The sequence below is a fragment of the Enterobacter sp. R-1.6.2 genome, from assembly GCF_035064085.1.
GTDB classification, from domain to species: Bacteria; Pseudomonadota; Gammaproteobacteria; order Enterobacterales; family Enterobacteriaceae; genus Enterobacter; species Enterobacter asburiae_B.
The window spans coordinates 198,274-216,880 of sequence record NZ_JASEYI010000002.1 but is presented as its reverse complement, the minus strand read 5'-3'; the positions used below and the strand labels follow the sequence as shown (position 1 = coordinate 216,880).

The following is an 18,607-nucleotide window of genomic DNA, read 5'->3' as shown; positions in this document are numbered from 1 at the left end:
CATCCTGTGGTTATGCTATAACAAGCCCCTATAGATGACCCGAACGCGGGTCGACGTACCACAATAACGGAACAGGATGCAAAAATGGTTACTTTCCACACTAATCATGGCGATATCGTAATCAAAACCTTTGATGACAAAGCGCCTGAAACAGTTAAAAACTTCCTGGACTACTGCCGCGAAGGTTTCTACAACAACACCATTTTCCACCGCGTGATCAACGGTTTTATGATCCAGGGCGGCGGTTTCGAACCTGGCATGAACCAGAAAGAGACCAAAGAAGCGATTAAAAACGAAGCGAACAACGGTCTGAAAAACACCCGCGGTACGCTGGCAATGGCCCGTACTCAGGCGCCACACTCTGCCACCGCGCAGTTCTTCATCAACGTGGCGGACAACGACTTCCTGAACTTCTCCGGCGAAAGCCTGCAGGGTTGGGGCTACTGCGTATTCGCAGAAGTGGTTGAAGGTATGGACGTGGTTGACAAGATCAAAGCCGTCGCTACTGGCCGCAGCGGTATGCACCAGGACGTTCCTAAAGAAGACGTTGTGATTACAAGCGTGACCGTCAGCGAGTAATTCGTGGCGACACTCTTTATTGCGGATCTGCATCTGCAAACAGAAGAACCGGCGATAACCGCCGGTTTTCTGCGTTTTTTACGCGGTGAAGCGAAAAGCGCCGATGCGCTGTACATCCTGGGCGACCTCTTTGAAGCCTGGATTGGCGACGACGACCCTAACCCGCTGCACCGTGAAATGGCCGCCGCCATTCACGCGCTCGTGGATTCCGGCGTCCCCTGCTACTTCATTCACGGCAACCGTGATTTCCTGATCGGCAAGCGCTACGCCCGCGAAAGCGGCATGACGCTGCTGCCGGAAGAGCAGGTGCTCGACCTCTATGGCCGCAGGGTTCTGATCATGCACGGCGACACGCTCTGCACCGACGATACCGGCTACCTGGCGTTTCGCGCCAAAGTCCACACCCCGTGGATCCAAAAGGTGTTCCTTGCGCTGCCGCTGTTTATCCGTAACCGCATAGCTGCCAGAATGCGCGCGGGCAGTAAAGCCGCCAACAGCAGCAAATCCATGACCATCATGGACGTGAACCCGCAGGCCGTGGTGAGCGTGATGGAAAAGCATGGCGTTCAGTGGTTGATCCACGGTCATACCCATCGTCCTGACGTCCATTCCCTTATCGCCAACGGCGAACCGGCCCATCGCGTGGTATTAGGTGCCTGGCACACCGAAGGCTCCATGGTCAAAGTCACGCCAGAGGGCGTGGAGCCGATCGCGTTTCCGTTTTAACCCCTCGCACCATCATTCTATTTTTTTGAACAATATCGGCAAATTGTTTCGATTTTAATCAGCCCGTGGTCGGCCTATTATTTATCACATCAGGGCAATACGCCCTATCCCAGATAAAATACTTAAGGAATACGACCATGAAATCTATCAAAACTTTCGTTGCAGTTGCCGCTCTTTCCCTGGTTTCTTTCGGTTCTTTCGCTCAAAGCGTGAGCGCAACCGCCTCTACCCTTGACCGCGCAGAAGCGAAAATTGCCGCGCAGGCCGCCGAGCAGAATGCCTCTTATAAAATCACGAGCGCGAAGGTCAACAACCGCGTGTACATGACCGCAGAACTGACTAAATAAAAACCCTGATTGCCGTGCCGCCAGCGAAGACGTGCGACAGCGACAATACGATGAGGAAGGAACAGAGAATGAAAAACATCAGCATCGTAAGTACCCTGCTGCTGGCAGTCGTGGTGTCCACTGGCGCACAGGCCGCGGAGAATCGCTTCTCCGTGCCAAAATCGGGCTCGAATGCCGACACCGGCATGGTGAATCATATCGATGTCAGCCGCGCGTTCGACAACGAGAACCTGTCCGCAGGGGATCTTCAGTAACATCACATAAAAGACCGCCGTCGTGCGGTCTTTTTTGTTATCGCTTTCTCGCCATAACTGCTCGCCTTTTAACCGCGCAACCGTTTTCCTTGCCCGTATAACATGCTATTCTCTGTGCCCTCGAAAGCAGTGTGTTTCGCACCACAGGAGTTTTAAGACGCATGTCTTCCCGCAATAATCCGGCGCGTGTCGCCATCGTGATGGGGTCCAAAAGCGACTGGGCTACCATGCAGTTCGCCGCCGAAATCTTTGAAATCCTGAATGTTCCGCACCACGTTGAAGTGGTCTCCGCGCACCGTACACCGGACAAACTGTTCACCTTCGCCGAAAGCGCCGAAGAGAACGGTTATGAGGTGATCGTTGCCGGCGCGGGCGGCGCAGCACATCTGCCAGGCATGATTGCCGCTAAAACCCTGGTGCCGGTACTGGGCGTTCCGGTCCAAAGCGCCGCGTTAAGCGGTGTGGATAGCCTCTACTCCATCGTCCAGATGCCGCGCGGTATTCCTGTCGGCACGCTGGCGATTGGTAAAGCGGGTGCGGCGAACGCAGCCCTGCTGGCGGCGCAAATTCTTGCGACGCACGATAAAGCATTACACCAGCGTCTGGCGGAGTGGCGTAAAGCCCAGACCGACGAGGTGCTGGACAATCCGGACCCGCGGGGTGCGGCATGAAGCAGGTTTGCGTCCTCGGTAACGGCCAGCTAGGCCGCATGCTGCGTCAGGCCGGTGAGCCGCTGGGTATTGCCGTCTGGCCCGTCGGGCTGGACGCCGAACCGGAAGCCGTACCGTTCCACCAGAGCGTGATCACCGCCGAGATCGAACGCTGGCCGGAAACGGCTCTGACCCGCGAGCTGGCGCGTCATAACGCCTTCGTTAACCGCGACGTGTTCCCGATCATCGCCGACCGTCTGACGCAAAAGCAGCTGTTCGACAAGCTCGGTCTGCCGACCGCGCCGTGGCAGCTCCTGTCCGATAAAAGCGAGTGGAATGACGTTTTCGCGATGCTGGGCGAGCTGGCAATCGTGAAGCGCCGCGTGGGCGGCTATGACGGCCGCGGCCAGTGGCGCCTGCGTGCAGATGAAACGGCAGAACTGCCGGACGACTGCTACGGCGAGTGCATCGTTGAGCAGGGCATTAACTTCAGCGGTGAAGTGTCGCTGGTTGGCGCGCGCGGGCACGACGGGCATACCGTCTTTTATCCGCTGACGCATAACCTGCATCAGGACGGCATTCTGCGCACCAGCGTCGCCTTCCCGCACGCCAATGCTGACCAGCAGGCGCAGGCGGAAGATATGCTCTCTGCCATCATGCACGAACTCGGGTATGTGGGCGTCATGGCGATGGAGTGCTTTATCACCCCGTCCGGTCTGCTGATCAACGAACTTGCGCCGCGCGTGCACAACAGCGGCCACTGGACGCAAAACGGCGCGTCCATCAGCCAGTTCGAGCTGCACCTGCGCGCGATTACGGACCTGCCGCTGCCGCAGCCGGTGGTGAACAGCCCGTCGGTGATGATCAACCTGATCGGCACCGATCTGAACTACGACTGGCTGAAGCTGCCGCTCGTGCATCTGCACTGGTATGACAAAGAGGTACGCGCGGGTCGTAAGGTCGGTCACCTGAACCTGAACGACAGCGACACGGGCCGCCTGAGCGCCACCCTGGAAGCGATGATCCCGCTCCTGCCGCCGGAATATGCGAGCGGTATTGTCTGGGCACAGTCTAAGCTCAAGTAAGACATCTGCGCCGGGGAGTTGATCTTCCCCTTCCCCGGCGTACAATCCCCGCCCATTGCTGCTGAGTTTTCTTCTGGAACAACCATGAACGATGGAACGGACTATCGCGCGATCCTCGCGTCTGATACCCCTTTAATCGACGTTCGCGCGCCGATCGAATTTGCCCAGGGTGCGATGCCTGCGGCGATCAACCTGCCCTTAATGAACGACAACGAGCGCGCCGCCGTCGGTACCTGCTATAAACGCCAGGGCCCCGAGGCCGCGCTGGCGCTCGGCCATCAGCTGGTAAGCGGCGAGACGCGTGAGGCACGCATCAACGCCTGGCGGGAAGCCAGCCTTGCCCATCCTGAGGGCTATCTCTGCTGCGCGCGCGGCGGCCAGCGCTCGCATATCTCGCAGGCCTGGCTGAAAGAGGCGGGCGTCGACTACCCGCTGATCCGCGGCGGCTACAAAGCCCTGCGTCAGACGGCGATTCAGGTGACCATCGAGCAGTCACAAAAGCCGATGGTGCTTATTGGCGGCTGCACCGGAAACGGTAAAACCCTGCTGGTGAAGCAGCACGCGCAGGGTATCGATCTGGAAGGGCTGGCGCACCACCGAGGTTCGTCGTTTGGCCGCACGCTCACGCCGCAGCTTTCCCAGGCCAGCTTTGAAAACCACCTTGCGGTTGAGCTATTGAAAAAAGACGCCGCGCGCTGGGTGCTGGAAGACGAGGGCCGGATGATTGGCTCCAACCACCTGCCGGAGTGCCTGCGCGACCGCATGGCTGAAGCCCCTATCGTTGTCGTCGAAGACCCGTTTGACGTCCGCCTTGAGCGCCTGCGCGAAGAGTATTTCGACCATATGTGGGCGGACTTTTCTGCCGCATACGGCGAGGAAGCGGGCTGGAAAGAATACAGCGAGTATCTGCACCACGGCCTGTTCGCCATTCGCCGCCGTCTGGGGCTGCAGCGGTATGCAGAATTCACCGCGCTGTTAGATTCCGCGCTGCTGGAACAGCAACGCTCCGGCAGCACGGACGCGCACTTCAGCTGGCTTGCGCCGCTGCTGAAGGACTATTACGACCCAATGTACGGCTATCAGCTGGAGAAAAAGGCGGAGAAGATTGTGTATCGCGGGACGTACGAAGAGGTTGCTGACTGGCTTGATCGCTAAAACAAAGCCAGGTAGCGAGGTAAAAGCAAAACGGCAACCAGGGTTGCCGTTTTTAATGTTTGTTCCCTCTCCCCGTGGGAGAGGGTCAGGGTGAGGGCATCAGGCCGCACCCTACAAGACGACCTAGAAGTCGTAACGCAGACGCACCAGGTTCATGTCGCCCAGGTTGTCGGTGCTGGAGGTGAACACGTGTTCGTAATCCACGCGGAAACCGTAATCCAGCTGGAAGCTGATACCCACGCCGTTGTCGATGCGCTGGTAGTTACGGCCGTTCACGTACTCAATACGGTCGCCCATGAAGTAAGGCTGAATAGATTTAACCGCGTACTGACCGACCGGGAACTTGTAGCCCGCAAAGTATTCAATACCCCATGCATCACCCGCAAAGTAGTCGTTAACCGACACTTTTTTGGTGGTCATGAAGTTCTGGTACCAGCCGCCGCCTGCGGAGAAGGTCCAGTTGTCCGGGGTCCAGCTCAGCGCGGTACCGAGAATGTTCTGGTCGTAGGTTTTGCTGTCGCCGTTGTCCGGGTTACGCATGTCCGCGCGGGTGTAGTTCCACGCCGCGCCCCAGGTCAGGTCGGTAGTCAGGTGGTAATCCAGACCCAGCGAGCCGCCGCCTTTACGCTTGTAGCGCAGGCCGTTGCCCGGCAGGTATTCGCTGTCTTCAAACAGGTAAGATGCGTAGATGTCGGCATCGCCCACGGTTTTCTTATATTTCAGCATCTGGCGTGAACGGTAAGATCCGTCGTAATCGCCGTTGATCCCGTTACCTGGCGCCTGACCGATCATGTCGTAGTCCCAGATATCGGTTTTCGCGCCCACCACATCATAGTAAACGCTGTTCTGTTGACCGAAGGTCAGCGTACCCCAGGTATCGCTCTTCAGACCGGTGTAGAGCATACGACGCGTGGTGTCGTGTGCGCCGTCGGCGTAGTGGTGATCCCAGTTAAACTGCGCAGGAATATTGACACCCAGCTCGTAGTAGCTGATCCAGCTGATGTCATCAAACAGGTAGTAATCAGCCGCGAAACGGAAACGGGTGCCGCCGTCAAAGCCGTTACGCTTGTAGCTGTTTTTACCGTCGTCGCCGGTCATGTTCTGGAACTGAGGACGGATACTGCCGCCAACGGTGAAGTTCAGGCGGCTCAGCGGGTTACCCGCCTGAGGATCCTGCTTAAGAACGGTGATTTCCGCCTGAGAAGCGAAGGTAGTCAATGCCATTGCCGCGCCGATCGTTGCCGCCAGCGCTGATTTTTTTATAGTCATTATTTTTCCTTAATAGACACGCTGCTAAATATTTAGCGGGTGAATATTAACTGGAAATAATCGGGCCGTGTGGTCGGGTTTTTAATGTTTTGTGCTACTAAATGAGTGGGTATTATCAGTTTGTGCTATTTAAACGCTGCGCACCGGCATTAAAACCCGGTGCGCAACTATCACCGTGCTAAATCAACTCGCAAACTGACGGAACAGGGCTTTGCCCTTTAACAGCCGCGTGCCGAGCCAGCCTCCGCAGAGAGAAAGCAGCACCGCGCCGCTGAGAGGCAGGATCAACCAGAGACGCCAGTCAGGCTCCCACGGGAAGTCGAAAACCTTTGTCTGCAGCACCGCCAGCGCCGTTTCCGCGCCAATGGCCGCTACCAGACCCGCCACCAGCCCCAGCAGCGCAAACTCGCTCCAGAGCGTCATCCGCAGCAGCCGCTTTCCGGCACCCAGCGTGCGGTAGACCACCAGCTCCTGATGGCGCTGGCGCATGCCCACCTGCACCTGGGCCAGCAGCAACAGCACGCCGCAGAGGGTCACCAGCACCACCATGACCTCCAGCGCGCGGCTCACCTGCTCCAGCACCTGCCCCACCTGCTTCAGGATCGCCCCAATATCCAGCAGGCTGACCGTCGGAAACTCCCGGTTGAGCTGGGTCAGCATGCCGTTGCCATTTTCCCAGCGGAAACTGGTCAGCCAGCTCTGCGGCTGCCCGTCCAGCGCGCCCGGCGGGAAAATAAAGAAGAAGTTTGGCCGCAGGCTTTCCCAGTCCACTTTACGCAGGCTGGTGACTTTCGCGGTAAAATCCTGGGTATCGCCGGTAAAGGTCACGCTGTCCCCGAGCTTCACGTTCAGCCGCGTCGCCAGCCCCTCTTCCATCGACACCTCACCCGCTTTCGGCGGCCAGGTGCCCGCGGTTAGCGGGTTGTGGTCAGGGCGTTTCTCCTGCCAGGTCAGGTTCAGCTCGCGGTTCAGCGACTCGTCCTTGTTTCCGTCCGCTGGCTGGCCGTTGATCTGCGTCAGACGCGCGCGCACGATGGGATAGAACGACTCAGGGATAATGTGATGCTCCGACAGGAAGCCCTTCAGCGGCGTGACCTGCTCAGGGGCAATGTTGATCAGGAAATAGTTCGGGCTTTCCGGGGGAAGCTGCTGCTGCCAGCGATCCAGCAGATCGCCGCGCAGCACTAACAGCAGCGCCAGCAGCATAAACGACAGCGAAAACGCCGACAGCTGGCTGAGCGTTGACCACGGCTGATGCAGCAGGCGGTTGACCGCCAGGCGCACGGGCAGCGATTTCACCGTGAGCCGCTTCAGGACGTTGAGCAGTATCCAGCCCAGCACGCCGCACAGCAGCGCCAGCACAACCGCGCCGGCCAGCACCGCCCACAGCAGCGTGCTGCCCCCCATCAGCCACGCCAGCAGCCCCACCGCCACGGCAATAATCACCGGAAGGTAGAACTTCAGCGGCCAGACGTTCGCCACCACATCGTTGCGAAGCACGCGCAGCGGCTGCGTCGCGAGCAGCAGGCGGTAGGGGCGTAGCCCCACCAGCAGCGAAATCACCGTCATTGCGCCCATCGCCCACAGCCACGGCCAGAGGCTGGCCGGCGGCAAGGCGGCCGGGAGCACCGGCTTCAGCATCACCATCAGCAGTTTTTCAAACAGCAGCCCGATTATTCCGCCAGTAATCGCGGAGAGGACCAGCAGCATCAGCCACTGGCCGACAATCAGCTTGCGCAGCTGCGCCCTGCCCGCCCCCAGGGTTTTGAGGATCGCCACCAGGTCGTAACGGCTGCGGCAGTAGTGCCCCATCGCCACGGCAACCGCCGCCACCGCCAGCAGCAGGGTCAACAGTGCCGAAAGCAGCAGGAACTGCTGAGAACGTTCAAGTGATTTACCGAGCGCCCCTTCGTCCTGCTCCAGCCCGTACCAGCGGTGCTCCGGCTTGAGCTGCGGCAGAAGCCATTTTTCGTACGCGTCAAGCTGGGCAGGCGTGCCGCCAAACTTATAGCGCCAGGTGACGCGGCTGCCCGGCTGTACAGCATGGGTTGCCGCGACATCCGCGGTGTTCATCAGCAGGCGCGGCGCGAGCTGGAAGGGGTTAAAGCCGGAATCGGGCTCCTGCACCACTTCCCCGGCAATGTTGAGGGTGGCGTCGCCGACGTCGATGCTGTCGCCGGGTTTCAGGTTCAGAAGCGCCATCAGACGTGATGCCAGCAGCACCGTGCCGGGCTTTGGCTTCAGCCCTGGCGGGTTGGTCTGCAGTTCGCCGTACATCGGATAGATATCATCGACGGCTTTAACGCTGGCGAGCTGCGGCGTGTCGCCCGCAAAGGTCATGGTCTGGAAGCTTATCTGCTCCCCCACCTTCAGCCCTTGTTTACGCGCTTCGTCAATCCAGCCCGACGGCACCGGGCGGGAGCTTTGCAGCGCCCGGTCACCCGCCATAAACTCCCGGCTCTGCTGGCTAAGCCCTTTTTCCATGCGGTCGCTGACGCTGCCGAGCGCCAGCACGCAGGCCACCGCCAGGCTTAGCGCCAGCCAGACAATCAGCAGCGAGGGCGAGCGCCACTCGCGCCAGAACCAGCGGGTAATCATGCCTCCTCCTGAAGAATACCGTTCACCAGCCGCAGGCGACGGTCGCAGCGGGCGGCGAGCTGCGGATCGTGGGTGACGAGGATCAGCGTGGTGCCGTGCTCGCGGTTGAGCGAAAACAGCAGGTCGGCAATCCGGTCACCGGTTTTACGGTCAAGGTTACCTGTGGGCTCATCGGCAAACAGGACTTCGGGACGACCGTTAAACGCCCGCGCCAGCGCCACGCGCTGCTGCTCACCGCCGGAAAGCTGTGCGGGAAGGTGGTCGAGACGCTTGCCCAGACCGAGCTGCTCCAGCAGCGCCTTCGCGTGCGCCCGGCTTTCACGGCTGTTTTCACCGCGCAACAGCGCCGGGAGTTCGACGTTTTCCAGCGCGTTCAGGGTGGGGATCAGCATGAAGGACTGGAAGACAAAACCAACGTGACGCGCGCGCAGCGCGGCCCGCGCCTCTTCATCAAGCTGATGCAGCGGTTGCCCGACAAGATGGACCTCGCCGCTGCTGCCGTCGTCCAGACCGGCCAAAATCGCCAGCAGCGTGGACTTGCCAGAGCCGGATTCGCCAATCAGCGCGATGGTTTCAGCGCGTTTGACAACGAGTTCAACTCCAGTAAGGATGGAAAGCTCGTGTTCCCCCTGACCGACGGACTTCTTAAGATGATGAACTTCAACACTGTTTTCCGCTGGCATTTGCCCTTCCTGTTTTTGATTCTGATGACCTTCCGCGCGGCGGCAGCGGACACGTTACTGGTTCTCGGCGACAGCCTGAGCGCAGGCTATCGCATGGCGGCCAGCGCGGCCTGGCCCGCGCTGCTCAACGACAAATGGCAGAGCAAGACGTCGGTAATCAACGCCAGCATCAGCGGTGATACCTCGCAGCAGGGCCTGTCGCGCCTGCCTGCACTGCTCAAACAGCATCAGCCGCGCTGGGTGCTGGTGGAGCTTGGCGGTAACGATGGATTGCGCGGTTTTCAGCCTCAGCAAACCGAGCAAACGTTGCGCACCATTTTGCAGGATATCAAAGCGGCAAACGCCCAGCCGCTGCTGATGCAAATTCGCCTGCCCGCTAACTACGGTCGTCGGTATAATGAAGCCTTTAGCGCGATCTACCCTAAGCTTGCCAAAGAGTTTGATATTCCGCTGCTGCCATTTTTCATGGAAGAGGTCTATCTCAAACCCCAGTGGATGCAAGACGACGGGATCCACCCCAATCGCGATGCTCAGCCGTTTATTGCCGACTGGATGGCAACGCGGCTGGCTCCTTTAGTTAAACATGACTCCTGATTAAGCGGAGATCCTGACAGGTAAAGTTATGCAAAAATCGGTCTTAATTACAGGATGTTCCAGTGGAATCGGCCTGGAAAGCGCGCTCGAACTGAAGCGCCAGGGGTTTCGGGTGCTGGCGGCGTGTCGCAAACCCGACGATGTCGAACGCATGAACGGGCTGGGCTTTACCGGCGTGCTGCTGGATATGGACTCGCCGGAGAGCGTTGAACGCGCCGCCGATGAGGTGATCGCGCTGACCGACAATCGTCTCTACGGGCTCTTTAACAATGCCGGCTACGGCGTGTATGGCCCGCTGGATACGCTCTCCCGCGAAACGCTGGAGAAACAGTTTTCGACCAACTTCTTCGGCGTGCATCAGCTCACCATGCGCCTGCTCCCCGCGATGCTGCCGCACGGTGAAGGGCGCATCGTGATGACATCGTCAGTGATGGGGCTGATTTCCACCCCGGGCCGCGGCGCCTACGCCGCCAGCAAATATGCGCTGGAGGCCTGGTCCGACGCCCTGCGCATGGAGCTGCGCCACAGCGGCATCAAGGTCAGCCTGATTGAGCCCGGCCCGATCCGCACCCGCTTTACCGAAAACGTGAACCAGACCCAGGCGGATAAGCCGGTCGAGAACCCCGGCATTGCCGCACGTTTTACCCTCGGGCCAGAGGCGGTGGTAGCCAAAGTGCGCCATGCTTTTGAGAGCGAACATCCTAAAATGCGCTATCCGGTGACGCTGGTCACCCATGCCGTAGGCTGGTTAAAACGCCTGCTGCCGGGCCGGATGATGGACAAAATTTTGCACGGTTGAGTTGAAGCGACGACGCTCATCCCCATGTAAAGAACAAACCGACAAAAGAGAAAGCCGCATGTCCGTACAGAATATCGTCAATATTACAGAAGCTAACCTGCAACAGACCCTTGAACAGTCGATGACCAAACCGGTCCTGTTCTACTTCTGGTCTGAACGCAGCCAACACTGCCTGCTGCTGACGCCGGTGCTGGAAAGCCTTGCCGCGCAGTACAACGGTCAGTTCATTCTCGCTAAGCTGGACTGCGACGCCGAGCCGATGGTGGCGTCTCAGTTTGGTCTGCGCGCCATCCCAACCGTCTATCTGTTCCAGAACGGCCAGCCCGTTGACGGTTTCCAGGGGCCGCAGCCGGAAGAGGCTATCCGCGCCCTGCTGGATAAAGTGCTGCCGCGTGAAGAAGAGCTGAAGGCGCAGGAAGGCATGGCGCTGATGCAGGAAGGTAAATACGACGAGGCGCTGCCGCTGCTCAAAGAGGCGTGGCAGCTGTCGAATCAGAACAGCCAGATTGGCCTGCTGCTGGCGGAAACGCAGATCGCCCTGCACCGTTCAGAAGACGCGGAAGCCGTACTCAAGACGGTTCCGCTGCAGGATCAGGACACCCGCTATCAGGGTCTGATCGCGCAGATTGAGCTGCTAAAACAGGCCGCGGACACCCCGGAAATTCAGCAGCTGCAGCAGCAGGTTGCCGACAACCCGGCCGACGCCGCGCTGGCAAGCCAGCTGGCGCTGCAGCTGCACCAGGTGGGGCGTAACGAAGAGGCGCTGGAGCTGCTGTTCAGCCACCTGCAAAAAGACCTGGCAGCCGCAGACGGTCAGGCGCGCAAGATGTTCCAGGAAATTCTGGCCGCGCTGGGCACCGGAGACGCGCTGGCGTCGAAGTATCGTCGTCAGCTGTACGCGTTGCTCTACTAACAAAAAAATGCCCGGTGGCGCTAACGCTTACCGGGCCTGGAAAACAGGCTTAACCCGTTTTCTTTAATTGCGTTACCACCAGCTGGTGGCGCGCGTTGTAGAACTTCCGATAGGTCAGGTAACAGGCAATGATGGTTGACAGGCTTGCCGTGGAGAGCAGCATAAACGTCACCATGATCTGATACTTAATCGCTTTGACCGGATCGATACCGGCAAAAATCAGCCCCGACATCATGCCCGGCAGGCTCACCAGCCCCACCGTTTTGGCTGAATCGACCGTTGGGATCAGCGATGAGCGAATGCTCTCACGGATCAGCCGCGCCGAGGCCACTTTAGGCGTCGCTCCCAGGCTTAATTTCTCCTGCAGCTGCTGCTGTTCACTGCTGAAGCGCTGGCCGAGATTGTTATAACACAGCCCAACGGCCACCATGGCGTTCCCCGCAATCATCCCGGAGATAGGGATAACCTGCATCGGCGTAAAGGCAATCGAGCCGGAGAGCACCAGCACCGCCAGCGTGAGCGCCGTCCCGGTGGTAATAGCGATAAACGACGAGATAAACGCCTTATCAATGTATTTACTGCGCTTTTTCGCATTCCACGCCGCGTTGAAACAGATAAAGAGCACCATCAGCAGCGTCAGCACAGCGTGGTTGACGTTAAATATATACTTCAGCACATAGCCGACGATGATGAGCTGAACCACCGCGCGGCAGATACTCCACAAAATATCTTTTTCCAGCCCCAGCTTTTCCCGGTAGCTAACCACAATTGCAATCAGCACCAGCACCATCGAAAACGCCAGTGATTCATTGGTAATGTTATGCTCACCCACGGTTAGCCTCCTGCATTTTCCCGCCGTGCGGCTGAAGCGTAATCACGTCATCCGCATGGGTTATTTCATTAGCGTCGTGCGTCACCCACAGCACGGCAATATTCTGCTCCCGGACGTAGCGATGAATAATCTCGTTAACGTTGCGCTTGTTGACGTCATCGAGCGCGCTGGTAATTTCGTCCAGCAAAAGCACCTTCGGTAAAAACTGCAGGTTGCGGATCAGCGAGACGCGCTGCTTTTCTCCGCCCGACAGCGCGGTGATGGATTTGGTTAACGTCTCCTGCGCCAGGCCAAAGCGGGCCAGATCGCTGATAAACTTTTCCGGCTCCGGCGTTTTATTGCGGATTTGCCACGGGAAAATCAGGTTGTCATAAACCGTATCGCCAAACAGCGCGGGGGTTTGCACGCAGTAGGAGACCTGCTGGCGATAGTTTTCCGGGGACAGGGTTGAGATATCCTGTCCTTCAAACAGAATGGTGCCCTCCGTCGGGCTGAGGAGTGAGGCCACAATTTTCAGCAGCGTGCTTTTACCGCAGCCCGAAGGTCCCGTGATTAATTTAAACTCGCCCGGCGACAGGCTAAACCCGACGTGCTGAAGAATAATATTTTCTCCAACACGAAATCCGATATCCCTGAGATGTAATAGTTCTTTTTTATCGTTCATTACGCTTCCGTTAACCGCTTCGTGTAATAACCGCCTGTAGCATAATCCTTTCGTGCGCACAGAGCGAATAGCCTCACGCTAAAGCAAGTGTTAAACTTTTTGTTTGTTATTTGTCTCCACCATCACTACAGGAAGTAAGCAGCATGGCACATATCTTTTATGAGTTTCCTTCCCTGAAGCCTGGTGTTCCTGATGTCGAAACATTAATGGAAGTCATCAAATCGTCGGAACTCACGCGTTTTGTCATTGGCGCAGAGGTGGTGGATTTTGTTAAGAAGGCGCTCATCGTGAACACCACGATCGGCAGTTTCAAAAATTGCTATTTCGCCTTCGACAACGGGACACACTTCCTGGAATTTGACGGCAAGGGAAAATCCAAACGTTTCAATGAGGTACCCGACTGGTTCGTCTCTCCGGCTGAATTTTCTCGTACCCAGTGGCTTATCAACCACGATCTTGCGGATGTAAAGGCCACCCAATTCATTGACGTGCTGATGTCCTATCCGCTGAAAGAGCGCCGTGCGCACTGTAATTTGTTATTCGGGCTGGAGCTGGAAAAGGTGAATGCGGTTCCGGCCCCAGCGTCAGCCGCAGGGAAAATCGGCAATAAAAATGGCAAAACGACCAAACCGCGCGTCACCGATCTGGGATCGTTTGAATTGTTCAGCCAGTTCTTTGCGCGCATGAAAACCGCCGTGCTGGCCGATGAGTTTCCCACCCTGCAGGTTCTGACGGGCATGGATAACCTGACTAAAGCGCCGCATAATTTAAAGCAGGGTATCAGAACGTGGTTCAAGGCCATCGCGGGCGACCTTCCCCCTAATAACAAGCGCGTTGAAGCGGGGAATGCCGTTCTGTTCTGCGCCCCCATTCGCGAACAGATCCAGCGTATCGAAGCGCTGGGGCTGGAGAAGTACTACCAGGGATTATCCAAAGCCATTGCCGAAGCGGGTGATGGATTCATCTCTGACTTTACCTATACTTACGAGCAATAAACACACACATTCACTCATCACAGCATGCAAAACAGGAGGTTTTTATGCTTATCGTTGTTCCTGTCCTTATTTTCGTTGCGCTGGTTATTGTGGGCGCAGGCGTCAAAATTGTCCCTCAGGGCTATCAGTGGACCGTCGAGCGTTTCGGTCGCTACACCAATACCCTCCAGCCAGGCTTAAGCCTGATTGTTCCGTTCATGGATCGGATTGGTCGCAAGATCAACATGATGGAGCAGGTACTGGACATTCCTTCTCAGGAGATCATCTCCAAGGATAACGCCAACGTCACCATCGACGCCGTCTGCTTTATTCAGGTGATTGATGCGCCGAAAGCGGCCTATGAGGTCAGCAACCTGGAGCTGGCGATCGTCAACCTGACGATGACCAACATCCGTACCGTGCTCGGCTCGATGGAGCTGGACGAAATGCTTTCCCAGCGCGACAGCATCAACACCCGCCTGCTGCACATTGTCGATGAGGCAACGAACCCGTGGGGGATCAAAGTCACCCGTATTGAGATCCGCGACGTGCGTCCGCCGGCTGAGCTGATCGCCTCCATGAACGCCCAGATGAAGGCCGAGCGAACCAAGCGTGCCTACATTCTGGAAGCCGAAGGGGTGCGTCAGGCGGAGATCCTCAAAGCGGAAGGGGAAAAACAGTCGCAGATCCTGAAAGCGGAAGGCGATCGTCAGTCCGCATTCTTACAGGCGGAAGCACGTGAACGTTCGGCAGAAGCGGAAGCCCGCGCCACCCAGATGGTGTCCGAGGCGATTGCCGCCGGTGATATCCAGGCCGTGAACTACTTTGTCGCGCAAAAATATACCGACGCGCTAAAACAGATTGGCTCCGCGAACAACAGCAAAGTGGTGATGATGCCGCTGGAGGCCAGCAGCCTGATGGGCTCTATCGCCGGTATTGCCGAACTGATTAAAGACAGCGGAAACGAGCGTAAAAAATGATTGAGCTGATCGCTGCACATCCTCATGCCTTCTGGCTAAGCCTCGGCGGCTTATTGCTGGCGGCGGAGATGCTGGGCGGCAACGGCTACCTGCTCTGGAGCGGTGTTGCCGCCGTCATTACGGGCCTTCTGGTCTGGATCCTTCCCCTGGACTGGGCGTGGCAGGGTGCGCTATTTGCCGTGCTCACGCTGGTGGCCGCGTGGCTGTGGTGGCGCTGGCTAAACCGGCGGGTTACCGAGCAAAAGCCGCTGGACGCGCACCTCAACCAGCGCGGACAGCAGATTGTCGGCAAGCGTTTTACGCTCGACACCGCGCTGGTAAACGGACGCGGGCACATGCGCGTGGGCGACAGCTCGTGGCCGGTAGTCGCCGACGACGACCTCAGCGCCGGCACGCGGGTTGAGGTCATCGCGGTGGAAGGCATTACCCTGCGGGTGAAAGCCTGCTAAGCAGAAGCCTTACGATGACAGCAGCCGGCAAGATTGTCGATAATCGGGCAGTCGGCGCTGTCATCCCCCGGACAGGATTCCGCGAGCTGCAGCAGCTGTTCGCGCATCGCCTGCAGCTCGATGATGTGGCGTTCGATCTCGGCCACTTTTTCCAGCGTGCGTTTTTTCACGTCGGCGCTGTGACGCTTCGGATCGTTAAAGAGGTTCACCAGCTCGCCGCACTCTTCCAGATTAAACCCCACCTGTCTTGCCTGGCGCAGTAGCGTCAGCTCATCAATATGCAGTTTCGTATAGCTGCGGTAGCCGTTTTCACTGCGCAGCGGTGGAGTTACCAGCCCCTTCTCTTCATAAAAGCGGATTGCCTTGCTGGTTAAGCCAGTTTTTTTTGCCACGTCACTGATATTCACATTTCCCCCTTGACCTTCCCCTTGATGGAAGGTTTAACCTTTATAGCAGTCAGTGAAAAGCACTGTATCGGTCAACAACTGACCAGATCATTATACGGGAGTTTTACTATGTCTCACACTATCGACCTGACGCTGGACGGCCTCTCCTGCGGCCACTGCGTCAAACGCGTTAAAGAAAGCCTGGAACAGCGCCCTGACGTTGAAAGCGCTGACGTGACTATCGATCATGCCGCCGTCACCGGCAGCGCCAGCGCGGATGCGCTGATCGATACCATCAAGCAGGCCGGTTACGGGGCGGAGTTAAGCCACCCAAAGGCTAAACCGCTGGCAGAGTCATCATCCCCGTCGGAAGCACTGACAGCGGCCACTCCTGAGCTTCCGGCAGCTGATGATATTGACGACAGCCAACAGCTGCTGATCAACGGCATGAGCTGCGCCAGCTGCGTCTCCCGGGTACAAAACGCCTTGCAGGCCGTACCGGGCGTCGCGCAGGCACGGGTAAACCTCGCGGAGCGCACTGCGCTGGTGATGGGCAGCGCCTCCGCCGCAGATTTAGTGCAGGCCGTTGAGAAAGCGGGCTACGGGGCGGAGGCCATCGAAGATGATGCCGAGCGCCGCGAGCGTCAGCAGGAAACGGCTATCGCCACCATGAAGCGCTTCCGCTGGCAGGCGATTGTCGCCCTGCTGGTGGGTATTCCGGTGATGGTGTGGGGCATGATGGGTGACAACATGATGGTCACCGCTGACAACCGCACGCTGTGGCTGGTGATTGGTCTGATTACCCTTGCGGTGATGGTGTTTGCAGGCGGGCATTTCTATACCAGCGCCTGGAAGAGCCTGAAAAACCGCACCGCGACGATGGATACGCTGGTGGCGCTCGGTACCGGCGCGGCGTGGCTCTATTCGATGAGCGTGAACGTCTGGCCCCAGTGGTTCCCGATGGAGGCGCGTCATCTCTATTACGAAGCCAGCGCGATGATTATCGGCCTGATTAACCTGGGCCACATGCTGGAAGCCCGCGCCCGCCAGCGCTCCTCGAAAGCGCTGGAAAGATTGCTTGATTTAACCCCGCCGACGGCCCGCGTGGTCACGGACGAGGGGGAGAAAAGCGTCCCGCTGGCGGAAGTTCAGCCCGGCATGACGCTGCGCCTGACGACGGGCGATCGCGTTCCCGTTGACGGCAAGATAACCCAGGGCGAAGCCTGGCTGGATGAAGCGATGCTGACCGGCGAGCCCATTCCCCAGCAGAAATCAGATGGCGACGCCGTTCATGCCGGTACGGTTGTGCAGGACGGCAGCGTGCTGTTTACCGCCAGCGCCGTCGGCAGCCACACGACGCTGTCGCGTATTATCCGCATGGTGCGCCAGGCGCAGAGCAGCAAGCCGGAAATTGGCCAGCTTGCTGACAGGATCTCCACCGTTTTTGTTCCAGTAGTGGTCGGCATTGCCCTGCTGAGCGCGGCGATCTGGTATTTCTTCGGCCCGGCACCGCAGATTGTTTACACCCTGGTGATCGCCACCACGGTGCTGATCATCGCCTGTCCTTGCGCCCTTGGCCTGGCGACGCCGATGTCGATTATCTCCGGCGTAGGCCGCGCGGCCGAATTTGGCGTGCTGGTGCGTGATGCGGACGCGCTGCAGCGGGCCAGCACCCTCGACACGCTGGTGTTTGATAAAACCGGCACGCTGACCGAAGGCAAACCGCAGGTGGTGGCCGTCACTACCGCAGGCATTGCGCAAGAGGAGGCGCTGCGCCTCGCCGCAGCGCTGGAGCAAGGCTCAAGCCATCCGCTGGCGCGCGCCATTCTCGATAAAGCGAATGCTTCTGCCCTGCCGCAGGTCAGCAATTTCCGCACCCTGCGCGGGCTCGGCGTCAGCGGTGAAGCAGAAGGCCACGCGCTGCTGCTGGGCAACCAGGCATTGCTTAATGAAAACGGTATTGATACCGCCGCGCTGGAAAGCGAGCTGAAGGCGCAGGCGTCTCAGGGCGCCACGCCGGTTCTGCTGGCGGTGGATGGCAAAGCCGCCGCGCTGCTGGCCGTGCGCGATCCGCTTCGCCAGGACAGCGTGGACGCCCTGCAGCGTCTGCACCGTGCGGGCTATCGTCTGGTGATGCTGACCGGGGACAATCCGACAACGGCCAACGCCATCGCGAAAGAAGCCGGAATTGATGAGGTCATTGCAGGCGTACTGCCGGACGGTAAAGCGGACGCCATCAAGAAACTGCAAAGTCAGGGCCGTCAGGTGGCGATGGTTGGCGACGGCATCAACGATGCCCCGGCGCTGGCCCAGGCGGACGTCGGGATTGCCATGGGCGGCGGGAGCGATGTCGCCATCGAAACCGCTGCGATTACGCTGATGCGCCATAGCCTGATGGGCGTTGCCGACGCGCTGGCCATTTCAAAAGCCACGCTGCGCAACATGAAGCAGAACTTACTGGGAGCGTTCGTCTATAACACCCTCGGTATCCCAATCGCGGCCGGTATTCTGTGGCCGCTGACCGGTACGCTGCTTAACCCGGTGGTCGCGGGTGCGGCGATGGCGCTCTCCTCCATTACCGTTGTGAGCAACGCCAACCGCCTGCTGCGCTTTAAACCGAAGGATTGAACCTTGTACCCGTACGCGCTAGCATGAACCTTTCCATTCATG

At 58.5% G+C, this 18,607-nt stretch carries 20 protein-coding genes; 14 read left to right on the top strand and 6 right to left on the bottom strand.

Going from position 1 to position 18,607, the window contains the following annotated elements; translation table 11 throughout:
* The first annotated feature begins 84 nt into the window (after nt 1-84).
* From ppiB to mnmH, 7 genes are all read left to right on the top strand, one after another.
* Entirely contained in the window at nt 85-579 is a 495-nt protein-coding gene (gene ppiB / locus QMN93_RS02820; protein WP_023310635.1) for a peptidylprolyl isomerase B, read from the top strand.
* Between the two features lie 3 nt (nt 580-582).
* A complete protein-coding gene (lpxH, locus tag QMN93_RS02815; protein WP_045887961.1) occupies nt 583-1,305 on the top strand; it encodes a UDP-2,3-diacylglucosamine diphosphatase in 723 nt (240 codons plus the stop codon).
* Nucleotides 1,306-1,442: 137 nt separating this feature from the next.
* The gene (locus tag QMN93_RS02810; protein WP_023310633.1) at nt 1,443-1,652 is read left to right on the top strand and encodes a YdgH/BhsA/McbA-like domain containing protein; all 210 of its coding nucleotides are present in this window, start codon (nt 1,443-1,445) and stop codon (nt 1,650-1,652) included.
* A gap of 68 nt (nt 1,653-1,720) precedes the next feature.
* On the top strand, nt 1,721-1,906 hold the full coding sequence (locus QMN93_RS02805) for a hypothetical protein (protein ID WP_045887960.1): 186 nt from the start codon (nt 1,721-1,723) through the stop codon (nt 1,904-1,906).
* 161 nt (nt 1,907-2,067) lie between these two features.
* Nucleotides 2,068-2,577 carry a 5-(carboxyamino)imidazole ribonucleotide mutase gene (gene purE / locus QMN93_RS02800; RefSeq protein WP_323619407.1) on the top strand — a complete coding sequence of 170 codons (510 nt, stop codon included), beginning with the start codon at nt 2,068-2,070 and terminating at the stop codon, nt 2,575-2,577.
* Nucleotides 2,574-3,641, top strand: a complete 1,068-nt coding sequence (purK, locus tag QMN93_RS02795; RefSeq protein ID WP_032661448.1) for a 5-(carboxyamino)imidazole ribonucleotide synthase — start codon at nt 2,574-2,576, stop codon at nt 3,639-3,641. The genes purE and purK overlap by 4 nt, the downstream gene beginning before the upstream one ends.
* 84 nt (nt 3,642-3,725) lie before the next feature.
* Nucleotides 3,726-4,796, top strand: coding sequence for a tRNA 2-selenouridine(34) synthase MnmH (gene mnmH, locus QMN93_RS02790; protein WP_182383128.1), 1,071 nt, complete (start codon nt 3,726-3,728; stop codon nt 4,794-4,796).
* A 123-nt stretch (nt 4,797-4,919) separates the two neighbouring features.
* Here mnmH and QMN93_RS02785 read toward each other — a convergent pair whose 3' ends face one another.
* From QMN93_RS02785 to ybbA, 3 genes are all read right to left on the bottom strand, one after another.
* Nucleotides 4,920-6,065: a porin gene (locus QMN93_RS02785; protein WP_182383127.1), complete on the bottom strand. Its 1,146-nt coding sequence runs from the start codon at nt 6,063-6,065 to the stop codon at nt 4,920-4,922.
* Between the two features lie 183 nt (nt 6,066-6,248).
* A complete protein-coding gene (ybbP, locus tag QMN93_RS02780) occupies nt 6,249-8,663 on the bottom strand; it encodes a putative ABC transporter permease subunit YbbP (RefSeq protein WP_182383126.1) in 2,415 nt (804 codons plus the stop codon).
* On the bottom strand, nt 8,660-9,346 hold the full coding sequence (gene ybbA / locus QMN93_RS02775) for a putative ABC transporter ATP-binding protein YbbA (RefSeq protein ID WP_023617272.1): 687 nt from the start codon (nt 9,344-9,346) through the stop codon (nt 8,660-8,662). The genes ybbP and ybbA overlap by 4 nt, the downstream gene beginning before the upstream one ends.
* Between ybbA and tesA the strand changes: the two genes are divergently transcribed.
* From tesA to QMN93_RS02760, 3 genes are read left to right on the top strand one after another with little or no spacing between them, the layout of a single operon-like run.
* Complete coding sequence (gene tesA / locus QMN93_RS02770) at nt 9,317-9,940, top strand: multifunctional acyl-CoA thioesterase I/protease I/lysophospholipase L1 (protein ID WP_032661743.1); 624 nt, start codon at nt 9,317-9,319, stop codon at nt 9,938-9,940. The genes ybbA and tesA overlap by 30 nt on opposite strands.
* 28 nt (nt 9,941-9,968) lie before the next feature.
* Nucleotides 9,969-10,739 carry an SDR family oxidoreductase gene (locus QMN93_RS02765; RefSeq protein ID WP_014882827.1) on the top strand — a complete coding sequence of 257 codons (771 nt, stop codon included), beginning with the start codon at nt 9,969-9,971 and terminating at the stop codon, nt 10,737-10,739.
* Nucleotides 10,740-10,797: 58 nt separating this feature from the next.
* Nucleotides 10,798-11,652: a co-chaperone YbbN gene (locus QMN93_RS02760; RefSeq protein ID WP_182383124.1), complete on the top strand. Its 855-nt coding sequence runs from the start codon at nt 10,798-10,800 to the stop codon at nt 11,650-11,652.
* A gap of 49 nt (nt 11,653-11,701) precedes the next feature.
* Here the strand turns inward: QMN93_RS02760 and fetB are convergent, their stop codons facing one another.
* Together fetB and fetA are read right to left on the bottom strand one after the other, a co-directional pair.
* Complete coding sequence (gene fetB / locus QMN93_RS02755; protein WP_064673424.1) at nt 11,702-12,484, bottom strand: iron export ABC transporter permease subunit FetB; 783 nt, start codon at nt 12,482-12,484, stop codon at nt 11,702-11,704.
* Nucleotides 12,477-13,148, bottom strand: coding sequence for an iron ABC transporter ATP-binding protein FetA (gene fetA, locus QMN93_RS02750; protein ID WP_033144809.1), 672 nt, complete (start codon nt 13,146-13,148; stop codon nt 12,477-12,479). Before fetA ends, fetB begins: the two co-directional genes overlap by 8 nt.
* A gap of 143 nt (nt 13,149-13,291) precedes the next feature.
* On the opposite strand from fetA, the gene QMN93_RS02745 reads away from it, so the two are divergent.
* The 3 genes from QMN93_RS02745 to QMN93_RS02735 are packed head-to-tail and all read left to right on the top strand — an operon-like array spanning nt 13,292 to nt 15,551.
* Nucleotides 13,292-14,143: a hypothetical protein gene (locus tag QMN93_RS02745; RefSeq protein ID WP_033144808.1), complete on the top strand. Its 852-nt coding sequence runs from the start codon at nt 13,292-13,294 to the stop codon at nt 14,141-14,143.
* A 44-nt stretch (nt 14,144-14,187) separates the two neighbouring features.
* The gene (locus QMN93_RS02740; protein WP_023310620.1) at nt 14,188-15,102 is read left to right on the top strand and encodes an SPFH domain-containing protein; all 915 of its coding nucleotides are present in this window, start codon (nt 14,188-14,190) and stop codon (nt 15,100-15,102) included.
* Nucleotides 15,099-15,551, top strand: a complete 453-nt coding sequence (locus QMN93_RS02735) for an NfeD family protein (protein ID WP_039263977.1) — start codon at nt 15,099-15,101, stop codon at nt 15,549-15,551. The genes QMN93_RS02740 and QMN93_RS02735 overlap by 4 nt, the downstream gene beginning before the upstream one ends.
* Here the strand turns inward: QMN93_RS02735 and cueR are convergent.
* Complete coding sequence (gene cueR, locus QMN93_RS02730; protein ID WP_032661458.1) at nt 15,548-15,958, bottom strand: Cu(I)-responsive transcriptional regulator; 411 nt, start codon at nt 15,956-15,958, stop codon at nt 15,548-15,550. The genes QMN93_RS02735 and cueR overlap by 4 nt on opposite strands.
* 108 nt (nt 15,959-16,066) lie before the next feature.
* Here cueR and copA point away from each other — a divergent pair, with 108 nt between their 5' ends.
* On the top strand, nt 16,067-18,565 hold the full coding sequence (copA, locus tag QMN93_RS02725; protein WP_193138875.1) for a copper-exporting P-type ATPase CopA: 2,499 nt from the start codon (nt 16,067-16,069) through the stop codon (nt 18,563-18,565).
* Nucleotides 18,566-18,607: the final 42 nt, after the last annotated feature.